Source organism: Helicobacter sp., assembly GCF_014799995.1.
Lineage (GTDB): Bacteria > Campylobacterota > Campylobacteria > Campylobacterales > Helicobacteraceae > Helicobacter_D.
The window spans coordinates 1-19,865 of the sequence record NZ_JAAVGY010000003.1 but is presented as its reverse complement, the minus strand read 5'-3'; the positions used below and the strand labels follow the sequence as shown (position 1 = coordinate 19,865).

Genomic DNA, 19,865 nt, shown 5'->3' with positions numbered 1-19,865 from the left:
CTTTAAATTAATTATATCCTAAAATTCAATATTTATGGATTTTAAAGTTTTTTCTTGCGTTTATTTTGTTACAATTTTAGAATTTTTAATTTAGAGGTAATAATGACAACTGCACTCAATACAAGTCCTTTTTTGCTTGAAATTGGCACGGAGGAGCTCCCTGCAATTCCATTTTTGGCTGAACTTCCAAATATCAAAGGCAAATTCCAAAAAATCTTAACAGCTAATCGTCTTACTTGCGCATTTGACTTTTTTTATACGCCGCGCCGCCTAGTCATCACTGCTTCAAACTTCCCCCAATTTCAAGCTGCAGAAACCTTAGAATTTTTCGGACCTCCCTTAAGCATTGCTTACAAAGATAATATGCCTACTCCAGCGGCTTTAGGATTTTTCAAAAAATGCGGAATCTCTCAAGAAGAAGCCACGACAACTATCAAAGAGGGAAAAGAGATTCTATATTGCCAAAAACAAGCCCCGCAAGTGCCAGCTACTGAACTCCTAGAAACAATGATTAAAGAATTTTTAGAATCTCTAAATTTTGGCAAAACAATGCGTTGGGGAAGCTTGAAAGATTCCTTTATCCGCCCTATTTCTTGGATTTTATGCCTACTTGATAACAAACTTGTTCCTTTGAATCTCTATGGTATAGAGAGCAAAGCACAGACTTTTGCGCATCGCAATGTAAGCTTTGAACCCTTTGAAGTGCAAAATATTCCAAATTATTTTGACATTTTATGCAATGGGGGCGTGATTTTAGACCAAGCCAAACGCAAAGAAAAAATTTTGGCAGAAATTGAACAGATTGAAAATGCACAAGGGATTAAAGTTGAATTAGATACAGAGCTTTTAGAAGAAATCGTAAGCATTACCGAATATCCTACGGCACTTTTTGGCGAATTTAGTGCGCATTTCTTGGAGCTTCCAGCTCCTTGTATCATCACTTCTATGAAAACAAACCAACGTTATTTTGCCACCTACAAAGACGCAACGTTAAACAATGGCTTCATTGTGGTTTCCAATAGCCTCGCCAAAGATTCTAAAGCAATCATAGAGGGTAATCTCAAGGTGCTTCGTGCGCGTTTAGAAGACGCATTATTCTTTTATCATAATGATTTGAAAGCAGGATTCCAACCCGAACGGCTCAAAGAAGTAACATTTGTAGAGGGTTTAGGTTCTATGTGGGATAAAACAACTCGTGAGCGCAAAATCGTCCAAATTTTACACCAACTCTTTGAACAAGAACTCTCTACAATGGAATCAGATTTTGGGCTTTTAAGTGAAATCCTAGACCAAGCTACAACACTTAGCAAAGCGGATTTGATGAGCGAAATGGTATATGAATTTACTGAATTGCAGGGGATTATGGGCTATTATTATGCCAAATCTCTCCGCTATGATGAGAGAGTCGCACTTGCAATCAAAGAACAATATCTGCCAAATTCTGAAGAAAGTGCCTTGCCCTCAAACCTTATCAGTGCCCTTATCGCCCTTGCTTATAAGTTAGATAATCTAATGGGGCTTTTTAGCATTGCAAAAATCCCGAGTGGCTCACGCGACCCTTTTGCTCTGCGCCGTGCGGCAAATGGAGTGATTAAGATTGCCTTGCATTTTCATTTACCCCTTAATTTAAAGACGATTTTAGAAAAACTTGCACCACTTTATCAGACTTTTGAACTCAAAACGCTTGAAAATTTCATTTTAGAGCGGCTAGATTCTATGCTCAACTTCAATCCCTCACTCTTGCGTGCCGTTTTAGCCACAAACGAACGCGATTTAATGCAAATTTCTCAAAAACTAATTGCGCTAGATTCCACACTTAAAAATCAAGATAAGAATCTTTTATCACAAACCTTTAAAAGACTTGCAAACATTACCAAAGAAGTGGATTTAAATTCTGATTTAAGCATTCAAGAGGACAAACTGCTTGCAACAGAAGAAATAGAGCTTTATAAGGCTTTTAATGCTTGCTTGCTTGAGGGCGGTGATTATGCTGCGCGTTTAAACTCACTGCTGACACTTAATCCAATCTTGGATAGATTCTTTGATAAAGTGCTCGTCAATGCGCCTGACGAGGATTTCAAAAAGAATCGCAAACACCTCATCGCAAGGATTTACAAAGCATTTTTGGAGATTGCAGACATTAAAGAAATTAGCTTCTAGGGCTTAGATTTGCGTGATTTTTCTAAGAATGAAATAGCCAAAATCAAACAAGCTGTTACTAAAAAATCACAAAGTTTCCCGCAAGAATGGCTTGGGCGAGCACTCGCCTATACGCCCTATCAACCGCGCCCATTACATTTAAAAAAATCTGCCCATTTTACCCCTCAAAACCTCTATGGTTTCTCTGAAAATTTATTTGCAAAATCCCAAAAGACGGATTTCAATGAGGCACAAATAACATTTTTGCAAATTGCTAAAAATTGTGAAAAGGAAGCAAGTGCGTTTCTGATAGAATCCCTAGAGATTCTAACCTATATCCGCCGTTATGTGAGCCTTCCACTGATTTATGATTTTTTAATCCTAGATTCTTATCAACTGCTAGAATCTCTTGTATATGGAGCAGATGGGGTGATTTTGCTTCCCAAATTTCTAACACAAGTGGAACTTAAAGATTTAAGCGACTATGCACTAAAAATTGGTTTGGAGCGAATCTTTCGGATAGAATCCAAAGAGGACTTGACTAAAGCAATTTTTGCCAAAGCCGATATTTTAGATTTAAGTGGCAATCTTTCTTTGATTCCACTTATTCCAAACAATAAAATTATCCTTAGTGAGATTCCACAAGAGATACCCAAAAATCAAGAAAATAACTGCAAGGCACTTGATACTAGAATCTTGAGATTGTGAAACCTATTTTAGCTAAATTTGTGAAACACCACCATTTTGACTGATAACCACTACATTGAAGCTACCCTCCCAAATCAATACATTCTCTATTGCAGGTTCATGTCCATACCAAAGTGCTCTAATTTTCTCTGATAACCTTTTATATCCCTCAAATCCCTTATACCAATGCCTATCATTTAGCAAAATATCAAAAGGATTTGTATTTTTATCGCCATTAACTCTACTATTTTCAACTCTTGGAGGATTACCAAAAAGTGGTGAAATTTCGCTTTCATTTTTCTCGACAAATATCAAAGTATTTCCTCGCCTTTGCACAAACCACTTATGATAAGTTCTACCAAATATATACTCCGCAAATACATTAGGACAAATAATAACCCCACTTTGAGAAACTCTCATAATCTCCTTGCAAGCTACAATCGGATTATCTACATGTTCTATCATATGCCGACTCAAAGAAACATCAAAAAACTTATCGTCAAAGGGCATTTTTTCCACTGCAGATTCTATAAATTTGATTCCTCTCTCTTTGAGGCTCTTTTCATCTATAATTCCCCCCCCCCCGCGTGTCTATGAATTGTCTTTGAAGCAAACATATCAACTGCATATTTAGCATTTCTATGGGGACTTGGACCACAACCAATATCTACTAGATTTTTTGCATTTTCACAAATTTGCATTGCCTTTTGATAGTTTTGATTGAGAGGATAAGACCCATACTTTGCTCTAAAAGCACGTCTTTTTTCTCTATCCGAAATAAAACAACTAAGAATCTTGACCATTCTATGATTTCGCTGCATTTTTATCCTTTATTCTTGAATATATCTCTGCCTCCTGTGCATCAATTTTTTCTTTAGCAAATTTACTAGCTACTTGGACTGCACCCTTTTTCAAAACTTCCGCATAATTTTTATTTTCACATACAGCGAGAATTGCTTCACTTAAGGCTTTGGGATTCTCATAATCATCTACCAAATAAGCACTGACATTATGCGTCAAAAACTCATTCATTGGAGAAATATTGGAAGTTACAATGGGCATTCCACAAGCCGCCGCTTCTATAAAAACTATTCCAAAGCCTTCCCAACGACTTGGCACACAAAAGCAATCCATAAAATTATAATACTTTGGCAACTCTTCATTTGTAATTGCTTCTTTCCAAACAATACGTTTCTGCACTCCTAAACTTTCACTCAAAAGTTGATATTTTGAAGCTTCACCTCTACCCACAATAAGTAGCCTATATTCATCAGGTAATAGAGAAAAAGCTTGTAAGAGTGTATCAAGATTTTTCTGCTCTGCCAATCTACCAATATATAAAATCCATTTAAAGTTTTTAGAAAAATTCTCTAAATTCATAATTTTTTGGGGATAGAATTTAGAAATATCTACACGATTCGGCAAGATTTCAATCTTAGATTCTTGCACCCCCCTATTCAAGCATAAAGTAGCTACTGCTTTGGACATCACTATGACTTTATCCGCACCACAAATTTCTTTGTATAACAATGATGGGTTTGTATCATGCACACTACAAACCACAGGGATTCCATTCACGCGATGAGAAACTGCAAAAGTAGTCGCCCAATATCCCCCATAAGCGCGAACACAAACAGGCTTAATAATCTCTAATGCCTTGCGATAAATCTTTGGTGAAACACCAATTATCGTCATACCAAATTTTTCATCAATCCCTAGACAAAACACCTTATCAAAAAATCCATTAGGATTATAGTAAGTGGATAAGCGAAGTGAATTAAATCCTTTTTTGACATAATCTTCCAATTTATCACTGGGAATGACTACAAGAAATTTCCCTCTATGGATTTCTGAAACTTCACGTGTGATTTTATTAAAAATTTCTTTGACGTTGCAATTCCAAGAAGTCCCAATCCGAATACCAAACAAATAGTGTTTACATTTGCAACCAACAATCTTTTTAAGATAAATTCTTTTAAAAATTTTTTTACTTAAGGTTTTTATTCTATAAAACAAACTAAGTCTTTTGATTGCCTCCAAATAAATAGCATCTAAAGATTCTTCCCAAAAACTTTTATATAGTTTATAAAGCACTTTCTTCGAAATCTCCTTTTGACTATTGATTTTTTCAATTAAATTCATATCACGAGTTTGTCCCAACTCTATCATTTGCTCTTCTATCATAGCTTTCTTAAATTTTTGTGCTTGCTTCAAATATGGAAATTTTTGTAAATACCTTTGTAAATATGAATGACGCAATATTCTTGTCTTTTGAATGATTTCTAATTTCTTTTGTGAAGTTAAAGAATCTATATGGTTGCGATAAGAATAAAGACTTCTATTAATATGTCCTATCTCTCCAATAAGTCCCATTCGCAACCAAAAATCATAATCCTCTGTTAAATATTGTTTTTCATTATAATTCCCAATTTGCTTAGCGATTGATGAACGATAGAGAAAACAAGCCCCACAAGGATTTCCATCAAATATCAAGCGTTCTATATCATTTGGGATAGTAATTACTTCAAATTCTATTCCTTTAATTACATCAATATAAATATAATTAGCACACACAGCAACTTTATCTTGATGAGACTCCAAATAATCTACCATCTCCTCTATGGCATTCTGTTGATAATAATTATCATCAGAAGTCCAAGTATAATATTCTCCCTTTGCTTCTCTAAAGCCAACATTTAAAGATTTTGGTAGTTTGTAATTTTGAGAATTTATGATACTCACTACACGTTTATCTTGTTTTGCATATTCTGAAATGATACTTTGCGTGTCATCACTAGAACAATCATTAACAAGAATTAGTTCTAAATTTTCATAAGACTGATTTAAGACGCTTTCAATGGATTGCCTCAAATATTTTTCGCCATTATAAGTTGGCAACACAACACTAACTAATTTATTCATTAAAAAACTCCCTAATTTTATTCTCTATTTTTTGACTTGCCTTACCATCTCCATAAGGACTTGGTTTATGAACTCTCGTTGATTGCTTGTCTTGAGTTAAGATTTGACTAGATTCTCCTAAAATCCTCTGATAATCCGCACCAACCAACTTCGCAAATCCAGATTCTACACCCTCTACACGTTCTGTTTTATATCGTAGCACTATAAGTGGAACACCAAAGGCGGTAGCCTCTTCTTGAATCCCTCCACTATCAGTTAAAATTAATTTTGCGGATTTCATAATAAGGACAAGTTGAGGATATTCTAAGGGCTGTAACAAAAAAATATTAGGAGATTTTTTCAAACTCGCAAAAATTGAAGCAACATTAGGATTAGGATGAACAGGTATAACAAAAAGGTGCGTGGGGAATCTATATGCTAAATCACGAATTGCATTTACAATAACTTCTAAACGTTTTCCGTGATTTTCTCTACGATGAACAGTAACTAAGACAATTTCACTATTTAAAAAGCCCCCCCCCCCACTAGATTATCAAAGAATTGTAATGATTGCTGCATTGAATTTTGAGATAGTAAAGATAGGGCATCAATACTTGTATTGCCTACTTGGTAGATGTTGGAATGAATGTTTTCTCGTATCAAATTGGACTTGCTTTGCGAAGATGGAACAAAATGAATCCTTGCGATTCTGCTCACACACTGCCGAATCACCTCTTCTGGAAATGGCTCAAATAAATCATTAGAACGCAAACCTGATTCAACATAGGCAATGGGTACTTTATGGTAAAAACTAACTAAAGCACCCACAAAAACACTCATTGTATCACCTTGAATAATAGTCAAATCAAAATGTTCGCGGAATACTCCCTCCAATTTGGATAAAATCTTGCTTTGAATTTGACATAGAGTCTGATTATTTGTCATAGAATCCAAAGAAATATCTGCTTTCAATCCAAAAAACTCCAAAGCCTGATTAGAAATATCTTTTTGCTGCTCTGTATTACAAAGTACAACATTGTAGAGGTATGGATATTTTTTTAATTCTAAAATTACAGGAGCCAATTTAATAACTTCTGGACGTGTGCCAAAAATCACAATAATTTTTTTCAAAGAATCTCCTAAAAAATTAAAATCCAAAAAAAATTTAGCAATTATAGCAATTAATTTCTAAAAAAAAAGGGGTGGGGGGCTTACAGAAAAATAATTTTTAAGTAATTCTTTAGAATTTTTTAGTTAAAAACTTTATTTTAAAATTTATTAAATTAATGGAGCAACTTATGTCTTTAATGATTAATGAAGAATGTATTGCGTGTGATGCCTGTCGTGAAGAATGCCCCAATGAAGCGATTGAAGAGGGAGACCCTTATTATACCATTGACCCAGAACGTTGCACAGAATGCTATGGATTCTATGATGAGCCTGCTTGCCTCTCTGTTTGCCCCGTAGATGCAATCGTTTCTGACCCTGACAATGTAGAAACACTAGAGGAGCTAAAATTTAAACATTCTCAACTACATCAAGAAGATTTAAGGTAAAGCAAAGTGGCACAAATCACTGCAATTATTGATATTGGCTCAAACTCCGCAAGAATGGCGATTTTTGAAAAAACAAGCCATTTGGGATTCCACTTGCTTTATGAAACCAAAAGCAAAGTGAGAATCTCTGAATCTACCTATGAACATCAAGGCTATTTACAACCCAAGCCAATGGAACGCGCCCTTTGTGCCTTGAAAGATTTTCTATGGATTGCCAAAACCCATAAAGCACGCAAGATTCTATGCGTTGCCACTTCGGCGGTACGTGATGCACCCAACAAGGCAGATTTTCTAAAGCTCGCACGAGAAATCGGACTTAAAATTAAAGTCATTACAGGCGAGCAAGAGGCGTATTTCGGGGCATTAAGCGCATTGAATTTATTGCCTTATCGTGAGGGGCTTACGATTGACATTGGCGGAGGAAGCACAGAATGCGCACTCATTGAGAATTGCAAAGTGATTGATAAAATCTCGCTCAATCTAGGGACAATCCGCCTCAAAGAATTATTCTTTGACAAAGGGGATTTAGAAGGAGCAATTGCATTTGTCAAGCAGAATCTCGCACAGATTCCCCCTCACTTTCGTCATCAACGTATTTTTGGGATTGGAGGAACTGCTAGGGCATTAAGCAAAACGATTCAGCAGCAAATCAATTATCCGCTAGATACTTTACACGCTTTCGAATACGACTTTTCTGCACATTCTGATTTTTTCCGCCAAATCTACACCGCTAAACCTAAGGAATTGCCGCAACTTGGCATTAAAGAGGACAGGATTGATTCTATTCAAGGGGGCGCACTCATCTTTCATCTAGCCTTATTGAACTTTGAAGCAAAAAATGTCGTTACAAGCGGGGTTGGCGTGCGTGAGGGAGTGTTTTTAGAAGACCTTTTGCGTTACGAAAATGGACACTTTCCACCCCGTTTTAATCCCAGCGTGAGAAATCTAAAAGACCGATTTATTCGCGACATTAAACAATCTAATTTGCAAAAATCCTTAGCACTAAAGCTCTTTAAGGCACAAAAGGATTATTCGCTAGTTAGCACTTCCTACGAACAGCATTTAAGCATTAGTGCGGAGCTATGCAATATCGGAATCGCATTAAACTTTTATGAAAAAAGTCATCACGGAAACTATATTCTTTTTAATGCTCTTAATTATGGCTTAGGTCATCAAGACCGCCTACTCATTGCCACACTTGTAAAATTTGCCTCTAAAAAGATTCCAGATTCTCTGCATTATGCAGACTTACTACCGGAGATAAAAGAGATTCGGATTCTTAGCTTTTTTGTCGGGCTTTGTGAAATCCTAAGCCAAAACCAAACCCCAAAAGACTTTGAATTTGCTTTCCAAACCCACCCTAAGGGACTAAGACTACAAATCGCACACCCTAGCCCCTCTTATCTCGTGCGCGAACAAATTGATAAGTTAATCCTACCCAATCCAATCGTAGAAATTGCATTTGTTCAAGCCTCAAAAGATTCAAGTTTAAATTAATGAAAACTCCTCTTAAGATTGCTATTGTTCGTTTAAGTGCAATGGGCGACATTATCCATAGTGCAAGCGTCTTGCCTATTTTATTGGAATCTCTAAAAACAATGCACAATATCACTTTGCATTGGTATGTTGATAGTGTTTTTAGCGCAATTTTAGAGGATTCGCCCTGCATTGATAGACTAGTTACCCTACCATTCAAGCAAGCCATTGCTACTAAAGATTTTAAGGCTCTCAAAGCCATTTACCATACTCTTAAACAAGAATCCTACGATATGGTATTAGATTTGCAAGGCTTACTCAAGTCTGCTTTTGTTAGCAAAATTCTAACGACAGCCCAAATCATCGGCTTCCAATCGGCTAAAGAATCTCTCGCCACACTTTTTTATCATCGAAAAATTCCTATTCCTTATGAGGAGCATATCCTACTACGCAATGCGACTTTAGCTTTTGGTGCATTAGGCTTAAGCGTCCCAACTTTAGAAACCTTAAAAAATCCCAAAGACTTTTTAGGATTCCAAAACCTCCCCTTGCCTTTTGCATTACCACAAGGCAAAAAAGTCCTCTGCGTATTAGAGACCTCTAAAGCCAATAAAACCTATCCCCTAGAATCCTTTGTCGCACTCGCTTCGCTCTTGAATACAAGAGAGATTACACCGCTTTTTCTAAGTCGCTACAATTTGACGATTCCAAATCCTAAAAGTGTGCAATTCCAAAATATCCACAATCTTAACCTAAATCAAGTCAAAACACTCGTAGCACAAATGGATTTGATTATCGGGGGCGATACAGGTATCACGCATTTGGCTTGGGCTCTTCATCGTCCCTCTATCACGCTCTTTGGAGCAACTCCACCGCAAAGATTCAATCTACACACAATGCAGAATCTCTCTCTAAGTGCTAACGCAGAAGCAAATTATCAAAAAGATGATTTTAGCATTCGCACGATTTCTCCTGCGAGTATCTATGAAGTGGCTTGCAGACTTTTAGACCAAACCCCTAAAGACGCCCTATGAAATTCTTTCAATCCCTAAAAGAAATCGCATTTTTTGCTAGTTTAAAGGCTCTAGGCTACTGCTTTTTATATCTACCTCATTTCTTGCGTCTTGGCTTCGCAAAAGGAATCGCGCTTCTCTTGTATCTGCTAGATTCTAGGCGCAAATTTGATTTATTAGCCAACCTTGATTTTGCCTACAATGAATCCCTAACTGAAACCCAAAAGCAAGAGATTCTCAAAACAAACTATGTCAATCTTGTCTATAATTCTATTGCCTTTTTTATGCTATCTGTGAGCCACAAGCAACACATTTTAGAAAAAATTTCTTTTGAAAATCCAGAGATTATTGAATCCTTGCTTCAAAAGGGTGAAAGGATTATTTTTGTTACTGCACATTATGGAAATTGGGAATATGCTCTCCCGGCTTTTAGCTGCTACTTCAATCACCCCATTACAGCCCTTGCGAGAATGACAAACAATGCCTTATATGATTCCTATTTGATACAAACGCGCTCTAAGTTTCAAATCAAAATATTAAACAAAGGTGGAGGGGGGGCAATGCTAGGGCTCGTGAAAGCACTCAAAAAAAATAAAGTTGTTGGGGCAGTAACAGACCAAAACACAAAAAAAAGCGATGGTTTATTGGTAAAATTTTTTGGCAAAAATGTCCGCCATACACCCATTGCTTCTATTTTGGCATTGAAGTATAATGCCAAAATTGTGCATGCCTTTACTTCTTATTCCAAAGATTATCGCAAAATCATTATCAAGATTCTGCCTCCTATCACCTTTCACAAAACAGATGATTTACAAGCAGATATTCAAAACCTAACCCAAATCCAAAGTGATATTTTAGAACAAGCTATTCGCGAAAATCCTAAGGAATGGCTATGGTTTCACAGAAAATTCAAAAATCAGTATGAGCATATTTATGAAAATCCTAATCATCAAACTCAATAAAATCGGCGATGTTTTATTAGTCAGTCCCATTTTCCAAAACCTGAAAGCACATTATGGGAAAGAATGTATCCTTGATTTACTAGTCAATGAGGGCACACAAGGAGCAATAAGCCACGAAAATTTGCGCAAAATCCACCTCCTCAAACGTCCCAAAAATCCTTTTTACAGACTCTATACAGAAATTTCTCTCTTGCTTGCAGTCAAAAAAGAACGATACGATATTGTGATAGGATTGACTTCCGGAGAGCGCACGGCGTTTTTGAGCTTTTGGAGTGGAGCAAAGATTCGTGTAGGATTCCCTCCCTCTAGCTTTTGGGCAAAACACCTCTATAACCTTAAATTAACGCACAAAGGCGGACACAATATTGAGTATAATTTAGAATCCTTGCGCGCACTCAAGATTCCAATCCTTACAAAATGCGTTCGTGCAAACACTGCACAATCCTGTGAGAAATTCGCGCAACTTCCAAAACATTTTGTGCATTTGCACCTCTTTAGCGATTGGATGTTTAAATGCCTAGAGGATAGCTTCTGTGCTAAGATGATTGACTTTATCACGGAAACCTATCAAGTCCCTTGCATACTTACAACCTCCAATGACATTAGGGAATCTACAAAACTACAAAATATCCTCAAACTCACCCATACAAAACCACTTTCCTTTAATGGAAATTTATCTCTTGCGGAAGTTTCTTTGCTTAATTCCAAAGCACTCGCATTTGTCGGCGTAGATACCGGCATAATGCACCTAAGCGCAAGCAACGATACGCCTACTTTTGCATTTTTTGGTCCAAGTTTTTCTAAAGTCTGGGGACCCTGGGACAATGCTTTAATGGAATCCGGCTATACTGCAAACAACGGAATCCAAAGTATGGGCAAACACCGCATCTATCAAGAAACAATGTCCTGCATTCCTTGCGGTAGAGATGGTTGCAATGGAAGCAAAAAAAGTGATTGCTTGCTTAGCAAACTACAAGAAGATCTCGCATTAAAAGCCTTACAAGACTTCTTAACACCTCTTATGCCTACAAACTAATCGCACTCTCTGCATTCAAGAGGGCATTTAATGTGGCTTTTGCATTGCCGACTTTGCCTACTTTTAAGGATTCCATTAACCCAAAATGTTCCAAGCAAGTTTGGCAGGCAAAGATTGTGATTCCTTGTGCCTCTAAGCCCTTAAGCACTTCAATCCCCGCTTCGTTTTTCGTAGCTAACAAAACTCCACGATTGAGCAAGTAAATTTCTTTAGGCTGCGGGCTGCATTCTTTTACCATACCCAAAAAACCAAGCATAAGCTTGCGTCCAAGCTCACTATTTTCACCGATTGCATCGTCTTTAATCAATAAGATTTTATTCATTTTCTCTCCTTTAAGTTTGCAATTTTATCCAAAACTCTTTGTTCTGCGCCTAAAATCCTTGCGCAAAAGAGAAAGATTCTAAATTTTTTTGGAATCCCAAGCAAACGATACCTTTCACGAATTCGTCTCGGAATCGTTGGCTTACAATGCAAATAAGGTGCAAAAAATAATTTACCTCTCGCCTTTTCTATTGAGATTCTATGCTTGAAAACTAGCGAGAAATTCTCCTCTCTCAAAAGCTCTTTTAACTCCAACTTCTGCGCACGCGAAAGCAAGACACCGCAAACTTTACACACAAAATCCGCCACCCCTAATGCGTCTTGCAAGGATTCTAGCTCTAATACGCAAAATAGCCCCAAAGTTGGAATCTCAAAAATCTTGTTGTTTAAATTTTCATTGTCTTGTCGGGATTCCTCATTGAGCAGCCTTAGACTAAATGCGATTCCACTTTGAAACTCACTTAGAAGCTTATCGGTGAAATTGGCTCTAAAGTAATTGCGCCTAAAGTGTGGATTCCAATTACTAAAATCCTCAAAATAAAAGATTTGATTCTTTTGCAGATAATGGAGAATCTGCGCACGGCTCGTCTGCCATAGGGGACGCAAAATGCAATAGGTAGCCCTTGGAACTCTGGGCGATATTTGCATCATTTGCACGCTTGTACCTTTGCAAAACTGCATCAAAAACCATTCTAACGCATCGTTTAGTTGGTGCGCTAAAATTAAATGCGTATATCCAAAACGCGCAACGAGGGATTCAAAAAACTCATAACGCAACTTGCGCGCATTGCTTTCAAAATTCCCTAGAATTGGAGGTGCATATTCAACAAAACATTGCTTCTTATCAAGAAAACATAAATTTTGCGCATAGGAAACCTCAAGGCGAGATTGCTTTCTTGTCCCATAATCCATAATGGCAATATCAAAAGGGATTCCATAGTCTTGGAGCAAAAAATATAGAGCACTAGAATCCGCCCCTCCAGAAAACGCCAAAAGATTCCGACCCCTCTTTAACTCCTCTAAAAATTCTAGTGGAATCAAGTCTGACATTATGCGCGCCCAAGCACGCAGCCAAGCACACTTTCCCCTATGACTTCTGTGATTTTGACGCGATAATATCCCGTCTCTAGCTCCTCTTCTATTTCTTTATCATTAATCAAAATCTCCCCGTCAATCTCCGGAGCGAAACGAATCTCACGCGCGCTATAAAAATATTCTGATTCTGTGGATTTCCCCTCCAATATCGCGATAATCTCTTTCCCTACTAGAGCCTTTAAATCCTTTTTGTATTGCTTCAAAAAAATTTTATTAATTGCTTTTAAGCGCGCATTAATAACCTTTTGCGGGATTTGCTCTAGTTTCGCACTTTGAGTTCCCTCCTCACAAGAGAATCCAAAAAGATTCATTCTATCAAAGTGATAAGCTTGAATAAACTCGCACAATTCTGCGAACTCCTCCTCACCCTCACCCGGATGTCCGATAATAAAACTCGTGCGCACAAAGCTATTGGGCACGGCACGCATTGCATTGAGCAGCTCTTGAAACTCTCCGCTCCTTCCCATTGCCTTTAAAACTTTTTGACTGCTATGCTGCAAAGGCATATCAAAATAATTCTGAAAGACTTTAGAATCGCGGATCGCAGCAATTAGACGCTTAGAAGTCGTGGAGGGATAAAGATATAAAATCCTAGCACTTTTGATTTCCAATCCCTCCTGCGCAAGCTTGTCAATGCTCAAAATCAACTCCACTAGCCCCTCTTTGATTCCAATATCACGCAAATAAGAGCTAGAATCCTGTGCAATAAAGCTAAAATCTCTAAAGCCCTGCCCAACAAGATTTTTCACTTCTTTAAGTGTGGATTCTAAAGTGCGCGAATGCAATTTGCCCTTAAAGCTTGGAATCGCACAGAAACTGCACTTTTGATTGCAGCCTTCAGACAATTTAACATAAGCGTGAATAGAAGAGCCGCTAATAATGCGCTTGTGATTCTCATTTGCTAAAAATACGCCGCTTTGATTGGAGAGGATTTGATTTCCTTTTTTATGCGATTCTATGAGTTGATGAATCTTATCATAATCCCCCACGCCTGTAATAATGTCAATCTCTGGAATCTCCTGCTTTAACTCTTTAGCATAACGTTCGCTCAAGCAACCACTTGCGACTAGAATCGCGCCTTCCTTTTTGGATTCTATTGCATTAAGAATACTTTGCACACTCTCTTGTTTTGCCGCTTCAATAAACCCACAAGTATTGATAATCACGACATCGGCTTCGCTTAACTCTTGCGTATTTTCATATTCACTTAAAGCCCCCAACATCACTTCGCTATCTACTAGATTTTTTGTGCAACCAAGAGAGATTAAGTGTAGTTTTTTGCTCATTCTTTCCAACTTATCCTTATAATGTCTGCAATCTTTTCAATGCGGCTTTGACCATTTCACCCACTTCGGCATTTTCTAAGCCTTGAGTGGCTTTTGCAATCCAATCACTTTTATAACCCAAAGATTCCAAAGCCAAGATAACTTGGTGCAAGTTGGAATCCTCTGCGACTTTGACACTCTCACCCTGCATTAGTTCTAACGACCAGCCAGAGAGCTCAACTAGAATCCTGCCCGCGCTCTTAGGACCAATCCCCGGCACTCTTTGCATAGACTTAATGTCATTGCTTTCTACAATTTTGGCAAAAGTTTGGGGATTATAGGTAGATAAAATCGCTATGGCGACCTTAGGACCCACGCCATTAATTTTAATCAAACGTTCAAAAAGGCTTTTTTCTATCAATTCCACAAACCCAAACAAAAGCTGTGCGTCCTCACGAATAATATGCGTAATGTGCAAAGTAAGATTCTCGCCTACTTTGGCTTTGATTTGGTTAGAAGTCTGCAAAGAAACAAACACTTCATAGACGACACCCGTACATTTGAGTGCCACACGCGTGGGCTCTTTGATAAAAATCTCACCCTCTAATGCGATAATCATAAGATTCCTTTATAAAATCAGCTGAATTTTTCCCTTTTGATAGACGACTTTAGAGGGCTCACCCGGCTTAGGCACACAAAGCAATTCGCGACTAGGAGAATAAAAGATATAATGCACTTCATTATAGCCAATCCAACCGCTATCAATCGCAATCGTAGCGTTTTTTGTCATCTCATCTAGCATATTGAGGGCTTCACGCGCGTTTTTAAAGTCCATACTCAATTCATTGATTTTTTGTTTTTTATTTTTGAGCGCAAGGACGCGTTGATGATATTCTTCAAACTTCGCAAGCAAATAACTTGGAGGGGTTGTTTTGGTGTTTTTGTAATGAATCAAAGTGCCACGAATCTCATCGGCTGTTGCTTTGAGTTTCTTAAGCTCCAAACTCTCAACTTTCAGTTCCTTTGTCATACGAATGGCTTCTTTAATAGATTCATTCTTTTGTTTGACTAAAGATTCGTATTTTTCTCTTCCCAAAGGACTATAATTTGCCGCTAAAAAGAATTTATTTTCTCCCTTTACCATTTTGGCAATGTGGATATTTTTTGTTGCATACAAAAACGCATTCGCGTGTAAGGTATTAATCACAATCTCTTCTGCATAAATCTTACCGCCATAGACTTGGTCTACTTCTACCTTTTTGCCCTCAATAATCCCTGTTTCAAGCATATCCACCTTAATATATTCGCCCCTAACATAGCCTTTATGTGTTGCGATTTCCGCATCATTGGCATAGATTTTGGAGCTTTGATGCGTAAAACCCCCAATGCTCACTTCTTTTGAATTAATCTCCGCATTGACGCCGATATTACCCTCAATATTGACTTTACTAGCTTGGATTTTCATTCCTTGCCCTAAAGCCTCTTTCATCGCGTCTTTTTGTGTAATATTTACCACCGTGCCACTATTCATATCCCCAATCAATGAACCTGTGGTTTTGAGCGTAACGGATTCTGTCTCTAAAACATCTCGGATATACAAGAATCCATCTTCGTATTTTAAGATTCCACCAATCACACTCACATAATAAACGCAACAAGGATAATCTCTAAGCGCAATGCTTTCTTTATCGTATTGCAAGGAGCAAGGCTGGTGTAATGTCTTAGGACTTTGTGGAATAATATATTCTCCACGAATATTGCGTCCGGGTTTGCCTTGTAGTGGCTTTCTGTATTCACAAATAATATCGTCTTTTACCACCGTTTGAAACTGCCCTGTAATATCTTTTTTGAACTCTAAGTTTCCTTCCACACTTGGAATCAGATTTACCCCGCTTAAAATCTTATATTTCACTTCCTCTCTCAAAGGATATTCTAAAGTTTGTAAAAATTCCTCTAACGCTTCTCTTTCTTGCTTTTCATTGAAGCATAGAATCTTATTCCACGCTTTTTCTTTTTGGATTTGCATATAAACATTGTCAAAATCGTCTTTATCATAGTTAAATCCCACACGAAAAATCAAAAACGCTTCACTAAAGGCTTTATCCGCAGTGAAATGGAATCGCATTTCTCCCTTTTTCTCTTTTTCTTTAATCAAAATACAATAACGTTGGTTCATTACGAGATTCGGCTCTAGCATATTATCTCGCTTACTAAAAAACTCATCTACTTCTTGGGGGGGAATTAATTGGGATTCATAGTCATAAAGATTTTTTTTGTAGGTTGTAATGGATTGTAACTCAAAATCAAAGGAATCTGCGTCCATACTGAATTGAGAGGAAACCTGCTTAATCGCAAATTTAATATCTTCGCATTCATTAACATAATAAGGTCTAAATGTTTGCAATGATTTTTTTAACATAATTTCTCAAACCTTTTACAAAATAACATTATTTTATCCTAAGTTGTTATAAAATTCATTTAAAAATCACGATTTTAACGCTAAAGAGAATCAAAAATGTTTTTTAAAGCCTTTTTTACCAATAGCAGTGGAATCCTCACTTCAAGGATTCTTGGATTTTTTCGTGATTTGCTCACCGCTACGATTCTGGGCTCTAGCGTTTATAGTGATATGTTTTTTGTGGCTTTTAAACTGCCCAACCTTTTCCGCCGCGTTTTTGGAGAGGGGGCATTTAATCAAGCTTTTTTGCCCGGATTCTTTAATGCGCGCTTACGCGGAGGATTCGCACTGAAAATTGGTTTAATTTTTTGTGGAATTTTAATCCTCCTTTCTGTTTTTGTATGGATTTTTAGCGTGCCGCTGACTAAACTTCTAGCCTTTGGGTTTGAGGAAGAACTCATTTCCCTAACCGCACCCTTAGTCGCCATTAACTTTTGGTATTTGCTTTTGATTTTTATCGTAACGCTTTTTGGCGCAATGCTACAATTTAAGCGCAATTTCACCGCTTGGGCTTACTCTCCTGCCCTCTTGAATCTCGCAATGATTATCGCGCTTCTCTTGGCGCAAGGAAGCGAATCCTATCAAGTGATTTTAATCCTAAGCTACGGCGTGCTTTGTGGTGGGGTAGCGCAAATCCTTTTGCATTGTTATCCTATGTGGCGTCTAGGATTCTTTAAGCTTTTATGCGCAGGCTTTAAGGAATTAAGAGCAAAATCACATTGTGCAACTCCAAACAAAAAAGCCTCTATTGACAAAAGCGTCAAGGCGTTTTTCAAGCAATTTTTTCCTGCAATGTTTGGCAGCTCCACCGCACAATTTGCGTCTTTTATTGACACACTTTTGGCTTCTTTTTTGGTCAGTGGCAGCATTTCATCTCTGTATTATGCCAATCGTATTTTTCAGCTTCCTTTAGCTATTTTTGCTATTGCCACTTCTACTGCTTTGTTTCCAATGGTTGCAAAATACATTAAAGAGTCCAAAGAATCCCTAGCCTTAAAAGAGCTTTCCCGCTCTTTTTGGCTGCTTAGCATTTTGCTTAGTTTGTGCGTTGTAGGGGGAGTTTTGCTTCAAGATGAAATCATTTGGCTACTTTTTGAGAGAGGCAAATTCACGCGTGCGGATACATTCCAATGTGCGGGCGTCTTTGGTATGTATTTAATCGGCTTATTGCCCTTTGGATTGGCGCGCATTTTTTCACTCTGGCTTTATTCCAAATCTCAACAAGCACTCGCAGCCAAAATCTCGGCATTTTCACTCTTTATTGGCACTTTTTGTTCTTTTATTCTTATGCAGTATCTAGGTGCAAGGGGGCTTGCTCTTGGGGGGAGTATTAGCGGATTCTTTGTTTTTTTCCTCACTTTACATTTTTTTGGTTGGAATCGCTTTTGGAATATCTTATGGAATCCCAAATGGATTTTGATTCTTTTCCTCCTTTTAAGCGGAGAATTTTTGATTCTCATTGCTTTTAAGACTTATATTTTTAGCTTATAATTTAATTTGGTTACAATGCTGGCTAACGCTATTGACGAGATTCTTGCTTTTTGCAGGTATGAGCAAATTGCTGTTGCAATGTGTGCCACGAGGCTTCAGATTATAAATTGCCGCATTTAGGATAAAATTTTCTAAAAAGCTTATAGATTATCAATGCTCCAATTCCAATTCCTAACACAAGATAATGAAGTGTCAAAATCTTTTGAATCATTAGCAAATGCACAAGCCCAAAACCTAAAGCCAAATAAGCCAAATAATAAAGCTTGAATCTTTGAAAGCCCCACAAACTCCCTAAAGCACAAGTCATAAGACACAAAAAGGATAAAACACCAAAATACAAATAATACTTTTGCTTTAATTCCGTAAAAATCAATGCAAGATTCCAACCAAAATCCAAAATCACAAAAATGCCACTATGCAAGATTCCAGCCACAAAAGCGGCTAAACCAATCTCTCTTTTGTATTTTGGCGCAATCAAAGAAAGGCTTAAAAGAAAAATGCAAATCCAACCACTCCAAAAATAAAGCGTAGCAATCGGGTCGCCCAATCCTCCTAAGGATTCCACAAGTAAAATCACCTGCCAAGAGACAAAAGCAAGCAACGCAAAACAAGCAATTTCTATTAAATGCAAGCAAGCAGACCCTAATAAAGTTTTGTTCTATCTAGCCCAGCATAAAGATATTCTACCTCTTTTGCATAGCCATTGAGATAAAGTGTCGGCACGCGCCCTCCTCTTTGTCCAATCACACGCTCACTTGCTTGAGACCATCGCGGGTGGGCGACTTGCGGATCTACATTGCCATAGAATCCATATTCTTTGGGATTCTCTTTTTCCCAAGTAGAAAGGGGTTGCTCTTTTAAAAATTCAATTTTATGAATAGATTTAATCATCTTATATCCATATTTCCAAGGCACAACTAAGCGAATCGGGGCTCCATTTTGGGGCAAAAGTTTCTTTTGATACATTCCCACTGCAAGAATCGTCAGAGGGTGCATTGCCTCATCAAGTCGTAAAGATTCTTGATAAGGAAAATCTAAAAAGCTTGTATTTAACCCAAACAATCCCCCTTGCATAGGAAACTGCTTAGGGTCATACAAGGTTGTAAAGCGAATATATTTTGCCTCTTTTGTTGGTTTTACATATTCTATCAACTCCCGCAGTTCAAACCCAATCCAAGGAATCACCATACTCCACGCCTCTACACAGCGGAAGCGATAAACTCGCTCTACCAAAGTCATTTTTTTATATAATTCATCTACAAGAATCTTAAAGGGCTTCTCCACTTCTCCTTCAATGCTGATTTCCCAAGGACGTGCTTTGAAATCTTTGGATTTATTTTTTGGGTCTGACTTAGAATATCCAAACTCATAAAAGTTATTATAACTTGTCGCTAAATCCTCTGGAGTATTTGCAAGAGCCTGCCCATTGACTTTTATCATCTCTTGTTGGCTCATAGAACGATAA

General features: G+C 37.6%; 20 protein-coding genes. 8 read left to right on the top strand and 12 right to left on the bottom strand.

From position 1 onward, the window contains the following. The first annotated feature begins 102 nt into the window (after window positions 1-102). Both glyS and HDT10_RS00140 read left to right on the top strand, forming a co-directional pair. Entirely contained in the window at window positions 103-2,160 is a 2,058-nt protein-coding gene (gene glyS / locus HDT10_RS00145; RefSeq protein WP_290878667.1) for a glycine--tRNA ligase subunit beta, read from the top strand. 9 nt (window positions 2,161-2,169) lie between these two features. After that, window positions 2,170-2,847, top strand: coding sequence for a hypothetical protein (locus tag HDT10_RS00140; protein WP_290878664.1), 678 nt, complete (start codon window positions 2,170-2,172; stop codon window positions 2,845-2,847). A 12-nt stretch (window positions 2,848-2,859) separates the two neighbouring features. Here HDT10_RS00140 and HDT10_RS00135 read toward each other — a convergent pair whose 3' ends face one another. Genes HDT10_RS00135 through HDT10_RS00115 form a run of 5 tightly spaced genes read right to left on the bottom strand, consistent with a single transcriptional unit; the run spans window position 2,860 to window position 6,858 of the window. Further along, the gene (locus HDT10_RS00135; protein ID WP_367159052.1) at window positions 2,860-3,396 is read right to left on the bottom strand and encodes a class I SAM-dependent methyltransferase; all 537 of its coding nucleotides are present in this window, start codon (window positions 3,394-3,396) and stop codon (window positions 2,860-2,862) included. Then, a complete protein-coding gene (locus HDT10_RS00130; protein ID WP_290878661.1) occupies window positions 3,393-3,647 on the bottom strand; it encodes a hypothetical protein in 255 nt (84 codons plus the stop codon). Before HDT10_RS00130 ends, HDT10_RS00135 begins: the two co-directional genes overlap by 4 nt. Then, on the bottom strand, window positions 3,631-5,748 hold the full coding sequence (locus HDT10_RS00125) for a glycosyltransferase (protein ID WP_290878658.1): 2,118 nt from the start codon (window positions 5,746-5,748) through the stop codon (window positions 3,631-3,633). Before HDT10_RS00125 ends, HDT10_RS00130 begins: the two co-directional genes overlap by 17 nt. Next, entirely contained in the window at window positions 5,741-6,244 is a 504-nt protein-coding gene (locus HDT10_RS00120; RefSeq protein ID WP_290878838.1) for a UDP-N-acetylglucosamine 2-epimerase, read from the bottom strand. The genes HDT10_RS00125 and HDT10_RS00120 overlap by 8 nt, the downstream gene beginning before the upstream one ends. An 8-nt stretch (window positions 6,245-6,252) precedes the next feature. Continuing rightward, on the bottom strand, window positions 6,253-6,858 hold the full coding sequence (locus HDT10_RS00115) for a UDP-N-acetylglucosamine 2-epimerase (RefSeq protein WP_290878655.1): 606 nt from the start codon (window positions 6,856-6,858) through the stop codon (window positions 6,253-6,255). Window positions 6,859-7,025: 167 nt separating this feature from the next. Here HDT10_RS00115 and HDT10_RS00110 point away from each other — a divergent pair, with 167 nt between their 5' ends. Genes HDT10_RS00110 through HDT10_RS00090 form a run of 5 tightly spaced genes read left to right on the top strand, consistent with a single transcriptional unit; the run spans window position 7,026 to window position 11,770 of the window. Continuing rightward, window positions 7,026-7,283, top strand: a complete 258-nt coding sequence (locus HDT10_RS00110) for a YfhL family 4Fe-4S dicluster ferredoxin (RefSeq protein ID WP_290878652.1) — start codon at window positions 7,026-7,028, stop codon at window positions 7,281-7,283. 6 nt (window positions 7,284-7,289) lie between these two features. Then, window positions 7,290-8,780, top strand: coding sequence for a Ppx/GppA phosphatase family protein (locus HDT10_RS00105; RefSeq protein ID WP_290878648.1), 1,491 nt, complete (start codon window positions 7,290-7,292; stop codon window positions 8,778-8,780). After that, entirely contained in the window at window positions 8,780-9,793 is a 1,014-nt protein-coding gene (gene waaC / locus HDT10_RS00100; RefSeq protein WP_290878645.1) for a lipopolysaccharide heptosyltransferase I, read from the top strand. The genes HDT10_RS00105 and waaC overlap by 1 nt, the downstream gene beginning before the upstream one ends. Further along, window positions 9,790-10,734, top strand: coding sequence for a lipid A biosynthesis lauroyl acyltransferase (locus tag HDT10_RS00095; RefSeq protein ID WP_290878642.1), 945 nt, complete (start codon window positions 9,790-9,792; stop codon window positions 10,732-10,734). The genes waaC and HDT10_RS00095 overlap by 4 nt, the downstream gene beginning before the upstream one ends. Then, window positions 10,706-11,770 carry a glycosyltransferase family 9 protein gene (locus tag HDT10_RS00090; RefSeq protein ID WP_290878640.1) on the top strand — a complete coding sequence of 355 codons (1,065 nt, stop codon included), beginning with the start codon at window positions 10,706-10,708 and terminating at the stop codon, window positions 11,768-11,770. Before HDT10_RS00095 ends, HDT10_RS00090 begins: the two co-directional genes overlap by 29 nt. On the opposite strand, the gene yedF is transcribed toward HDT10_RS00090, so the two are convergent. From yedF to HDT10_RS00065, 5 genes are read right to left on the bottom strand one after another with little or no spacing between them, the layout of a single operon-like run. After that, window positions 11,760-12,092: a sulfurtransferase-like selenium metabolism protein YedF gene (gene yedF / locus HDT10_RS00085; protein ID WP_290878638.1), complete on the bottom strand. Its 333-nt coding sequence runs from the start codon at window positions 12,090-12,092 to the stop codon at window positions 11,760-11,762. The two genes, HDT10_RS00090 and yedF, sit on opposite strands and share 11 nt — an antisense overlap. Beyond that, the gene (tilS, locus tag HDT10_RS00080; RefSeq protein ID WP_290878637.1) at window positions 12,089-13,141 is read right to left on the bottom strand and encodes a tRNA lysidine(34) synthetase TilS; all 1,053 of its coding nucleotides are present in this window, start codon (window positions 13,139-13,141) and stop codon (window positions 12,089-12,091) included. The genes yedF and tilS overlap by 4 nt, the downstream gene beginning before the upstream one ends. Further along, window positions 13,141-14,472, bottom strand: a complete 1,332-nt coding sequence (rimO, locus tag HDT10_RS00075) for a 30S ribosomal protein S12 methylthiotransferase RimO (protein WP_290878634.1) — start codon at window positions 14,470-14,472, stop codon at window positions 13,141-13,143. The genes tilS and rimO overlap by 1 nt, the downstream gene beginning before the upstream one ends. 16 nt (window positions 14,473-14,488) lie before the next feature. Continuing rightward, window positions 14,489-15,070 (bottom strand): Holliday junction branch migration protein RuvA, encoded by a 582-nt coding sequence (ruvA, locus tag HDT10_RS00070; RefSeq protein ID WP_290878631.1) that lies wholly within the window; start codon window positions 15,068-15,070, stop codon window positions 14,489-14,491. Window positions 15,071-15,079: 9 nt separating this feature from the next. After that, window positions 15,080-16,870, bottom strand: a complete 1,791-nt coding sequence (locus HDT10_RS00065; RefSeq protein ID WP_290878628.1) for a flagellar assembly protein A — start codon at window positions 16,868-16,870, stop codon at window positions 15,080-15,082. 96 nt (window positions 16,871-16,966) lie between these two features. Between HDT10_RS00065 and murJ the strand changes: the two genes are divergently transcribed. After that, window positions 16,967-18,400 carry a murein biosynthesis integral membrane protein MurJ gene (gene murJ, locus HDT10_RS00060; protein WP_290878624.1) on the top strand — a complete coding sequence of 478 codons (1,434 nt, stop codon included), beginning with the start codon at window positions 16,967-16,969 and terminating at the stop codon, window positions 18,398-18,400. Between the two features lie 100 nt (window positions 18,401-18,500). Here murJ and HDT10_RS00055 read toward each other — a convergent pair whose 3' ends face one another. Together HDT10_RS00055 and msrP are read right to left on the bottom strand one after the other, a co-directional pair. Further along, window positions 18,501-19,031, bottom strand: coding sequence for a hypothetical protein (locus tag HDT10_RS00055; protein WP_290878621.1), 531 nt, complete (start codon window positions 19,029-19,031; stop codon window positions 18,501-18,503). 11 nt (window positions 19,032-19,042) lie between these two features. Further along, entirely contained in the window at window positions 19,043-19,855 is an 813-nt protein-coding gene (gene msrP, locus HDT10_RS00050) for a protein-methionine-sulfoxide reductase catalytic subunit MsrP (RefSeq protein WP_290878834.1), read from the bottom strand. Window positions 19,856-19,865: the final 10 nt, after the last annotated feature.

Excerpts from the sequence above, each read along its gene's own strand:
- HDT10_RS00110 (WP_290878652.1), top strand. The coding sequence starts at position 7,026 with ATGTCTTTAATGATTAATGAAGAATGTATTGCGTGTGATGCCTGTCGT.
- HDT10_RS00130 (WP_290878661.1), bottom strand. The coding sequence starts at position 3,647 with ATGCAGCGAAATCATAGAATGGTCAAGATTCTTAGTTGTTTTATTTCG.
- HDT10_RS00065 (WP_290878628.1), bottom strand. The coding sequence starts at position 16,870 with ATGTTAAAAAAATCATTGCAAACATTTAGACCTTATTATGTTAATGAA.
- HDT10_RS00125 (WP_290878658.1), bottom strand. The coding sequence starts at position 5,748 with ATGAATAAATTAGTTAGTGTTGTGTTGCCAACTTATAATGGCGAAAAA.
- msrP (WP_290878834.1), bottom strand. The coding sequence starts at position 19,855 with ATGAGCCAACAAGAGATGATAAAAGTCAATGGGCAGGCTCTTGCAAAT.
- HDT10_RS00090 (WP_290878640.1), top strand. The coding sequence starts at position 10,706 with ATGAAAATCCTAATCATCAAACTCAATAAAATCGGCGATGTTTTATTA.
- tilS (WP_290878637.1), bottom strand. The coding sequence starts at position 13,141 with ATGTCAGACTTGATTCCACTAGAATTTTTAGAGGAGTTAAAGAGGGGT.
- waaC (WP_290878645.1), top strand. The coding sequence starts at position 8,780 with ATGAAAACTCCTCTTAAGATTGCTATTGTTCGTTTAAGTGCAATGGGC.
- ruvA (WP_290878631.1), bottom strand. The coding sequence starts at position 15,070 with ATGATTATCGCATTAGAGGGTGAGATTTTTATCAAAGAGCCCACGCGT.
- HDT10_RS00095 (WP_290878642.1), top strand. The coding sequence starts at position 9,790 with ATGAAATTCTTTCAATCCCTAAAAGAAATCGCATTTTTTGCTAGTTTA.
- glyS (WP_290878667.1), top strand. The coding sequence starts at position 103 with ATGACAACTGCACTCAATACAAGTCCTTTTTTGCTTGAAATTGGCACG.
- murJ (WP_290878624.1), top strand. The coding sequence starts at position 16,967 with ATGTTTTTTAAAGCCTTTTTTACCAATAGCAGTGGAATCCTCACTTCA.
- rimO (WP_290878634.1), bottom strand. The coding sequence starts at position 14,472 with ATGAGCAAAAAACTACACTTAATCTCTCTTGGTTGCACAAAAAATCTA.
- yedF (WP_290878638.1), bottom strand. The coding sequence starts at position 12,092 with ATGAATAAAATCTTATTGATTAAAGACGATGCAATCGGTGAAAATAGT.